Source organism: Prosthecobacter sp. Pr1 (assembly GCF_057652315.1).
Map to the genome: position 1 here is coordinate 86,699 of NZ_JBYFBS010000023.1, position 8,486 is coordinate 95,184.

General features: G+C 62.1%; 8 protein-coding genes and 1 pseudogene. All 9 read left to right on the forward strand.

What is annotated here, in order from left to right; genetic code table 11:
• Positions 1 to 6 precede the first annotated feature (6 nt).
• Positions 7 to 1,740, forward strand: a complete 1,734-nt coding sequence (locus AC24GY_RS26070; RefSeq protein WP_487689042.1) for a type II secretion system protein GspD — start codon at positions 7 to 9, stop codon at positions 1,738 to 1,740.
• Positions 1,741 to 1,857: 117 nt separating this feature from the next.
• Complete coding sequence (locus tag AC24GY_RS26075) at positions 1,858 to 2,391, forward strand: hypothetical protein (protein ID WP_487689044.1); 534 nt, start codon at positions 1,858 to 1,860, stop codon at positions 2,389 to 2,391.
• Positions 2,388 to 4,079, forward strand: coding sequence for a GspE/PulE family protein (locus AC24GY_RS26080; protein WP_487689046.1), 1,692 nt, complete (start codon positions 2,388 to 2,390; stop codon positions 4,077 to 4,079). The genes AC24GY_RS26075 and AC24GY_RS26080 overlap by 4 nt, the downstream gene beginning before the upstream one ends.
• A gap of 3 nt (positions 4,080 to 4,082) precedes the next feature.
• Positions 4,083 to 5,300 (forward strand): type II secretion system F family protein, encoded by a 1,218-nt coding sequence (locus AC24GY_RS26085; protein WP_487689048.1) that lies wholly within the window; start codon positions 4,083 to 4,085, stop codon positions 5,298 to 5,300.
• A 15-nt stretch (positions 5,301 to 5,315) separates the two neighbouring features.
• Positions 5,316 to 5,681, forward strand: coding sequence for a hypothetical protein (locus tag AC24GY_RS26090; protein WP_487689050.1), 366 nt, complete (start codon positions 5,316 to 5,318; stop codon positions 5,679 to 5,681).
• Between the two features lie 3 nt (positions 5,682 to 5,684).
• On the forward strand, positions 5,685 to 6,095 hold the full coding sequence (locus AC24GY_RS26095; RefSeq protein WP_487689052.1) for a type II secretion system protein: 411 nt from the start codon (positions 5,685 to 5,687) through the stop codon (positions 6,093 to 6,095).
• Positions 6,096 to 6,112: 17 nt separating this feature from the next.
• On the forward strand, positions 6,113 to 6,793 hold the full coding sequence (locus AC24GY_RS26100) for an ABC transporter ATP-binding protein (RefSeq protein WP_487689054.1): 681 nt from the start codon (positions 6,113 to 6,115) through the stop codon (positions 6,791 to 6,793).
• Positions 6,790 to 7,569, forward strand: a complete 780-nt coding sequence (locus AC24GY_RS26105) for an ABC transporter permease (protein ID WP_487689056.1) — start codon at positions 6,790 to 6,792, stop codon at positions 7,567 to 7,569. The genes AC24GY_RS26100 and AC24GY_RS26105 overlap by 4 nt, the downstream gene beginning before the upstream one ends.
• Positions 7,545 to 8,486 (forward strand): annotated as a pseudogene (locus AC24GY_RS26110) (hypothetical protein); the annotation flags it as partial. The gene AC24GY_RS26105 and the pseudogene AC24GY_RS26110, both read left to right, overlap by 25 nt.

An 8,486-nucleotide genomic window follows, 5' to 3' on the forward strand; every position in this document is an offset into this window, starting at 1 on the left:
CGATGCATGTTGCAGATCTTTTCTCTGGCGAGCCTGGGTGCGAGCTTTGCGCTCACCGCCCAGGAGGCGGTGCCGGCACCGCAGGTGCAACCGTTGCAAACCCTGCCGGCCGCCACGGTGGACGTCTCCTCACGTTTCAACAGTCTGCCCAAGCCGCCGCAGCATTCGGACGACGGATACTGGATTGACAACGCTCCGATCAACGAGGTGTTCCAATACCTCGCGCACAGCGCCGGCCTGCAGTATTTTTACAACAATGAACTGAACGATCCGCAGTTCAGCATCACCGGGCATCTCCGTACGGACAACCCGCTGCAGCAGATGGAGGAGCTGGCGGTCAATTTTGGTCTCACGCTGCATCAGCAGCGTTCCAGTGTCAGGCTCATGAACGAGGCCCAGATGGCGAAGCTCCCGGTGGAGGTGATGAGCTACGCGCTGAAGTACCTGCGGGGGGCTCCGCTCAACCGCAGCATATCCGCCCCAGCCGCGCAGGGCAGTGATGAGGAAGGTGGTGCTAAAGCAGCCGCAGCCCCGGGCGTGGTTCAGTCCGACTTCGAGAAGCTGAAGGCCATCATCCGCCCCATGCTCACGCGCGACATCGGACAGATCGAGTTTGAAGAGAAAACGAACACGCTGCTCGTCAGCGACAACAGCATCAAGCTCGAACGGGTGCGCAAGCTGCTGGAAGGAATCGACAAGGCCAAGCCGCAGATCTTGGTCAACGTCCGGGTGCTGCGCATCAAGCGCGACCAAGGCCGCCAGGTGGGGGTGGACTGGAGCCGGGCACTGGGGGACACCGGCACCAACCTGACCGCGCACCAGAGTCTGAACGCGCTTTTCAACCTGCCAGACGTCAGCACGGTGACGCGGACCGGCAGCGTGTCCGCGCCGGTGGACACGATCAATCAGGTCAACCAGCAGGGGGGGGGGCTCGTGTTCGATAACATGCAGGTGCAGGCCATTCTGCGCGCACTGGTGAATGCCAACGTCGTCACGCAGGAGGCCTGCCCCAGCATCATCACCGAGGACAACGAGCAGGGTCTGATTTCCATCGTGGACCGCTACCCTGTCATCACGTCCAACATCACCAACACTGCGGCGGGCCAGAACGTGACCGATGTGGTGCGCTACAAGATTGACAAAGAAGATCCGAGCGCGACCGAGGAGCCGGAGAAGAACCGCGAGATCGGTGTCACGCTGTCGGTGACGCCCACGCTGCTGCCTGATGGCACGGTGCGCATGAAGCTGCGTCCGCGGGTGGCAAAGATTGTCGAACTCATCGCAGGTCGTGGCAACAATATGTTTCCACGGGTGAGCGAGTCCACGGTCGAGGCCATCAGCCGCATTCCGGCGGGACAGTCGCTGTTTCTTGGCGGCTTCTATGACTACAGCAACAGCGAGGGGAACAACAAGGTGCCCGTGCTGAGCACCATTCCGCTGGTAGGCAAGCTGTTCAGCTCGAACACCAAGAAGCTCGAACAGGTCAGCCTGGTCTTCATCATCACTCCGCATGTGTATGATGCCTCGCGTGCGGGTGCAGGCATGGCTGAAGCGAACTGGCACGTGCGTGAGCTGTCCGGCATGCAGCCGGATGACATTCAGGACACCAACCTCGACCTGCCGCCGACCACCTGGTATCAAAACCTGCCCACGGTCAAAACCCGGGGGGGCGAGCCGCCGCCTGCGCCGAAGCAGTCGTGGTTCAAGCGTCTGTTCTCGAAAAAGTCCCCCAGCCAGTAAATCGCGGACGGTGTTCGGAGTCCCTCTCCGGCCCCGTGAGCGCCATCGATCACGCAGATTTTCATGTCAGCCCCTCTTCCTAACCTGCAGTTCCCGGCTAAGACGGACCGCAACAGCATGCGTCCGGTGCTTGATCGTATCGCGGGAACCACGGTTATGTACCTCCAGCAGGGTGATTATCTGGTGGAGAGTGAATCCGCGCCCTTGCTGGCCGCCTATGGCGAGAAGCTCGGTGCGGCGTCCGGCTTCATGCCCGACTTCCTGGAATTCGCCGCAGAATACCAGGCGCAAAAGCATGCGCTGACGGCCGAGGGCGAACTGGCGCGGATGCAGAGGCTGCTGCGCAACAGCCTGAACGACCGGGTGCATTGCTGGAGTTTCGGTCCCTTGTCGGGCCGGGCCTCGGCATTGTATGAGCACTGTCCGGTCCTGCGCCCGGTGTGCATGGCGCTTGGTTGTCCTGCGACGCTGGCAGGAGAGACGAGCATCGTTCATGTCACCTCGCTCAATCCTGTTTCAGCTCTGGCGGCGTCGTTCTGGATCAGCCAGGAATTGAACCGTACGTCTGAAGGTGATGCGCCGTTCGTCTTCAGCTTCTTCACCGACCTGCCTGCATGGCAGTTGCTCATGCAGCGACATTTTGCCACATGAATCTGAATCTCGGCATCGAGTTCAATCACACGATCCAGCGGCTGATCATCAGCCAGCTGCGGGCGGCCACGGGCAGTCAGGATGGTCAAACGGATGAAGCGCTGGTGCGCCGCACGTCGAAAACGCGCATGCTGGGCGCCGTCGGTCGTGCTGCGGGGCTGCCGGCCTTTCCCCAGGTGCGGGAGATGGCGGATGCGGAGTTTATCGGCCACTGTGATCCCGTGGTGATGTCACGTGGCATGTTCGTGCCGCTGCGGCGCAACGCGCAGCAGGTGCTGCTGGCAGTCGCGAATCCGTGGGACTACCGGGCGGATGATTACTGTGCGGCGCGTTTCCCGGAGGATGAAGTGTTGAAGGTGGTCACGCTCGCCTCCGAGGTGTCCTCCATGATCGAGGGATCCTCCAGTTCCTCGGGACCAAGCCGTGCGGAACTCGAGGCGGTGGAAGTGGAGGAGTTCTCCAACGAAACGCCGGACTTTGATGTCACGCGTCAATACGATGAGCCGATCGCCCAGCTGGTGGCGAGCATGGTGAGTGATGCGATCAAACAGCACGCTTCGGACATCCACATCAAGACGGAGAAAACCAGCTTCCAGTACTGTTTCCGCGTCGATGGGGCGCTTGGGGTGCGGTTCGAAATGCCGGTGAAGCTGCGTGACCGGGTGGATGCGTTTCTGCTTAATCTCATGCGCCTCGCACCGGAGGAGCGCAGCAAGCGTCCGGGCATTTCGGGCCGCTTCACCGCCAGCTACTACGGACGCGCCGTCGGGGTGCGCTATGAGCGGCACCGCACGTACCGGGGCTATCACGTCACCATGCGTCTGCTGGACAAGACGCATCTGGAGGCACGGCTCGGCATGGGTACGCTGGCCTTTGATGAGGAGACCTTGTTTGAGCTCGACAAAGCCATGTCGGTGCCCTCCGGCATCATCGTGATGTCTGGTCCCACCGGTTCCGGCAAATCGACCACGCTGAACGCGATGCTGCGGGAGCTGAACCACCCGGAGGACAACATCCTGACGCTGGAGAATCCGGTTGAAGACGAGATTCCCGGCGTGACGCACTGCGACCTGCGCGACTCGACCGAGTTCAAACCGATGATCGCCAGCTTCATGCGCTCCGATCCAGACATCATCCTCATGGGTGAGGTGCGTGATCGTGAATCGGCAGAGCTGGCCATTGAGGCCGCCATCACGGGCCACAAGGTGCTGACCACGATTCATACGCCACGCGCTTCGCAGATCATTGAGCGCTTTCAGCAGCTCGGCATGGAGCGCTGGAAGATTGCGCAGACGCTGAAGGCGGCCTGTGCGCAGCGGCTGGTCAAGCTGCTGTGCCCGAGTTGCAAGGAGAGCATCGAAGGTGTGTCGGAACGTGAGATCCGGCTGTTTCATCTCGATTCGTCCTGGGCAAAGCGCCCGATGTTCAAGCATCACAAGGAAGGCTGCGCAGAGTGTCTTGGACGTGGTTACTCCGGGCGCACCGCGATCCTGGAGATTTTGCCCATCAGTCCGAAGCTCGGGGACAAGCTGGCCAAGGGGGAGATCACGCCCTATGAACTGGAGGCGGAAGTGCGCCGGGAGTCGGGGCTGCCATCGCTGCGCGACAATGGCCTGAAGCTGATGGCCGAGGGCAGAACCGACCTTGATGCGCTGAAAAAGGTGCTGGATCTCACCTACGAAACCTGAGCCATGAACGCCTTCCAAGTCACCCTGCGCAACATCAAGCGGCCCGAGATCTCCAAGGTGATCGAGTGCGAGGCGCCGAACCGCGAGCAGGCCGCGCTGCTTGTCAGCAAGCCTGGCTTCCGAGTGGCCCTGATCAAGTCCCTCGCCGGCACGCCGAAGAGTGAAAAGTCCAGGAAGCCCGTCTCCCGCAAAGAGCTCATCAAGCTCTTCCGCGGCCTCGCCTCCATGCTGAAGGCGAACATCAGCACGGCAGACGCGCTGCTGTACTACTCGCAGGGGCTGCCTGATCCGGAGCTGCAATCGTCGCTGATGAACATTCGCAACCGGCTTGAAGCCGGGATGCCGGTTCACATCGCCTTTGCCAAGGAGCAGACGTTTGACGGCACCATCATCACGATCATCGAGGCCGGTGCGGATGCCGGACAACTCAGTGAGGCGTTCGCCTCCCTTGCGCGCCGGATCAAGATTGAGCTCATGTTTGCCAGCAAGCTGCGCACGGCGCTGCTGGTGCCGTCGTTGGTGGTGCTGTTTCAGATCGGCCTCTTCATTTATTCGCAGATTTTTGTCGTGTCCCAGGTGGAGGAGACATTGAAAAGCGTGCGCCAGGAGCCGGATCAGATTTCGGTGTTTATCTTTTCGGTGAGCCATGTGGTGCAGCACACGTGGCCTTTCTTTGTGATCGCGCTGGTGAGCTTCATCACCGCCCTGTTTCGCTCGGAGGCCTTCAGGCAGAAGCTGCTGCTCTTCTTCATGAAATACTGGCGGCTGCTGACGAAGCTGGTCATGGGCCTGCGCCAGAGCGCCTACATCGGAACGCTGCAGATGCTGTATGCCAATGGCATCAATCTCGCCCGCGCCTCCGCATTGTCCGCGCGGGTGCTGCGGGGCACGCCGATGTATCCGGACTTCGTCAAGGCCTCGCAGATCTATGAGTCCTCCGGCGTGCCGTTTGCCGAGGCGCTGAAGCGCAACACCACGCTGGATCCGCAGGTCATCCACATGATCGGCATCGGCGAGCGTTCGGCCTCCCTGCCACAGCAGCTCGAGCTGCTGCGTGACATCTACGAGGAGGACACCGCGGCGACCATGGCGGATTTCACCCAGGTCATCAATTTCATCACCCTGGCCATGGCCGTGGTGCTCATCGGCTTCGTCTTCACCGGCTCCATGCTGCCCATCTTCCTGATGGGGCCGCGCATGATGCAGTCGGGCAACATGTGAACTCAACCCACCCTTATGAAAACACGCTCCTTGTTTTTTCCCCTGCTGCTCGCTTCCACGGCGGTCCTGGCGGCTGATCCGCAGAAGCTCGTTCCCCGGCCCATCCCTGGCATGGCCGCTCCGGCTCCGGTCAAAGCCGCGTCCGCATTGATCAAACCGGTGTCGTCACAGCAGGCGGCGGCTGCTCCTGGTGCGAATCCGGACCGTGCGCGTATTTTGTTCATTCATCGTCGCGCCACGTTGCCTGCGGAGTTCACGAAGAAGCTGCCTGCATCACCTGCCGAGGCCACGGTGCCAACCGCCATGCTCAATGTTCGCCAGGGTGCCGTGAAAATCATTCCCAAGGCGGAAGTGGCGCAGATCCTCAAACCCCGAACCTGAAGCATGATGAACCTCCATACCCGTCCTGCGCGCCACAATGGCGGCTTCACACTCATCGAGATCAGCCTTGTGATCGGACTGCTGCTGGGGCTGGCCACCTTTGCAGGCATGAACATTGCTGCCGTGCGAGACTGGCAACGTGGCAAGGATGCCTCAGTGTCACTCCAGGCGGTCTTTGCCGCCCAGCGCGCCTATCTCTCCGATCATCCCACCGCTGACATTGCAGGGGTGGCCACCGATCAGTTGCAACTCTATCTGCCACAGGGTTGGACCACGATGCCAGCCTTGGTCAGTCTGAACGATGAGGCTCTGTCTGTCGATCACACCGTCATGCCGCCGCTTCTCATGCTGGGCTCGTCGGTATATGACCCTTCATCGAGTGGAAGTGATGGACTTTGGGATGCCGGGCAGTGAAAGTATCTTCCTGCCTTATGGCCACCGAAACTCTTCTACACATCCCCAGCGGAACCCGCTTCGGCTACCACACCGGCCTGCCGTGGAAGAGGGCGGCGCGCAGCCTGGTGGAAGTGGGCGGCGACATCCGCGCCGGCATGGGGCTGCACCTGCTGGTGGCACCGAACGGCTCGGGCAAAACGACCTTGCTGCGAACGCTTGCCGGGTTGTCTCCGGCATTGCAAGGCCGGGTAACGACCGAGGCGCAGGTGCATTACTTCGCGGATGAGCTGCGGGTCGATCCAGAGATGAAAGCGCGCACGTTTTTCCGTGCCTGGTTCACGGGCGCATCACTCGTCGCTGCGGAAAAGCTGGCCGATACGCTGCGGCTGAATCTGACCACGCCCATCGGCAAGCTTTCCCGGGGCAACCGCCAGAAGGTGCTGCTGATTCTGGCCGAGGTGAAGGCAGCGCAGAGTGAAACCAGCGTGCTGCTCATGGATGAGCCTCTCACAGGCCTGGATGCCGAAACGCGCGAGCAGGTGACGCAGCTCTGGGCCACGGCAGGCACGCAAACGCTGCGCCTCGTCATCATGCATGAACTGGAGTGCGTGCGTGAAGCGGACTCGCTGCTGACCATTGCCGGGGGGCAGCTGCGGCATGCCACGAGCCGCAGCGGCAGCACCTGGATGGAAACCTACCGCACTTTGCAATCATGAGCTCCCTGCGCGTCTGGCCCTTGTTTCGCCTCAGCTTTGCCGGACTCATGGGGCGGGGCAGCTGCTGGCTGCTGCTGCTGGGAGCGGGCCTGTTTATCTGGATCGCGCCGCTGCTGACGCCGTGGGAGGAAAACCCGCAAATTCTACAGCCCGCACGTGCGCAGGCGGCCTGGTTTTATGCCTGGATCGCGCTCTTCACCTGGCTGCCGTTTCAAGCCTCGGCGCTCGGGCACCGCATGCGGCGCGAAGGCATGCTGGAGCATCTGCATGCCGGAGGCACCGGGCGCATCAGCCAGTGTCTGCAGCTCAGCGCTGCGATCTGGGTCTGGATGCTGGCGGTGGTGCTGATCGCGGTGGTCTTTTGTCTGACGTGGACTTTGCCAAAGCGGCCTGAAGAGGCGCGCATGTGGACGACACTCGTGTTTCAATATGGCCTGCTCTACAGTCTGTGCGCAGCGCCGCTGTGCCTGCTGGCGGTGGCGCTGGGCACACGCACGGCAGAGGTCATTGCGTTTCTGGTGCCCACCGGGCTGCTGCTGATGGGCTTGTTTGGCGCTGCGTGGCTGGCCCCGCTGCTGGGTGGCGCGGATTCGGGAGTGCTGCAGTCGTTCTGGCTGGCGCTGCCGCATTATCATCTGGCCGATCTGACGCCACGGCTGGTGTTTAAAATGGGTCCGCTGCCGTTCGCGGACTTTGCCGGTGCGGCAGGCACGCTCGGCCTGCAGGGCGCCGCCATCTCCATCTCTGGGTTATGTCTCTTTCGCACACGCTCCTGACGCTGACTGCCGCAGGCGGTCTCTGGTTGGGCGGCCATTCGTTGTCCTGCTCGCGGACGGCCTTGCATGCCACGGCAACTCCACCCGCGTTTGCGCTGCCAGGAAGCGCGTATGGGAGTCTGGCGGCGCGTTTGATACGCGACTCGCTCTACAGCTACTGGCATGGGGGTGAGAGCGCCGCGCCGGCTGCGAGTCCGCAGGCGGGCGCCGGGGCACCGCCGCTGCCACCACCGCCGGGGCGATTTTCCCGCAGAGGCATGCCGGCACCGGTGCCACCCGCGCAAACGCCGAGCGAGACATCATGGCTGCAGGCGGGGGTGGATGCGCTCTCCCGTCTCGAAAAGAGCCGCACGCGGCGTTCCAGCACCGTGCCACTTTCGAATGCCCATCAGCAATATCTGCATGCCGCCGCAGACGTGCGGCTGCGTTTCGCCTACCAGCTCGATCCGGGGGATGCGACGTTGTATGAGATTCTGTACTTTCACATCGCCTCGCGCACGCAGTCGACTGAAGCCGCACGGGCTGCCATCGATGAGCTCTCTCAAAACGCCATGGCGTATGGACTGCGTGAAGGCGGGAGCATGTCTGATGCGCTGACCGGTGCGGGCGCCGCGATCAATCTGCTCAACGACCAGCTTCAACCTGGGAACGCCAGCCGTGATGACAAGGCGGTCAGCCGTGAATGGCATGCCTTGGAGGAATGTCTGGAACGCTACCGCCGCCTGCGCAGCAGCGCCGAGGAGGAAGGCTGGTGGGACGGCGTGCCGAAGGTGCGCCGCCAGGAGCTTGAGGCGCATGCGAAACTGCTCATGCGCATCCGTGAAATGATCCGGCCGGTGCTGCCGCCGGGGGTTGCGACTGCGAGCCTGGTGCCCGGGCCTGGACCAACTCTCAAAAATCTTGTCACATTGCCCGGA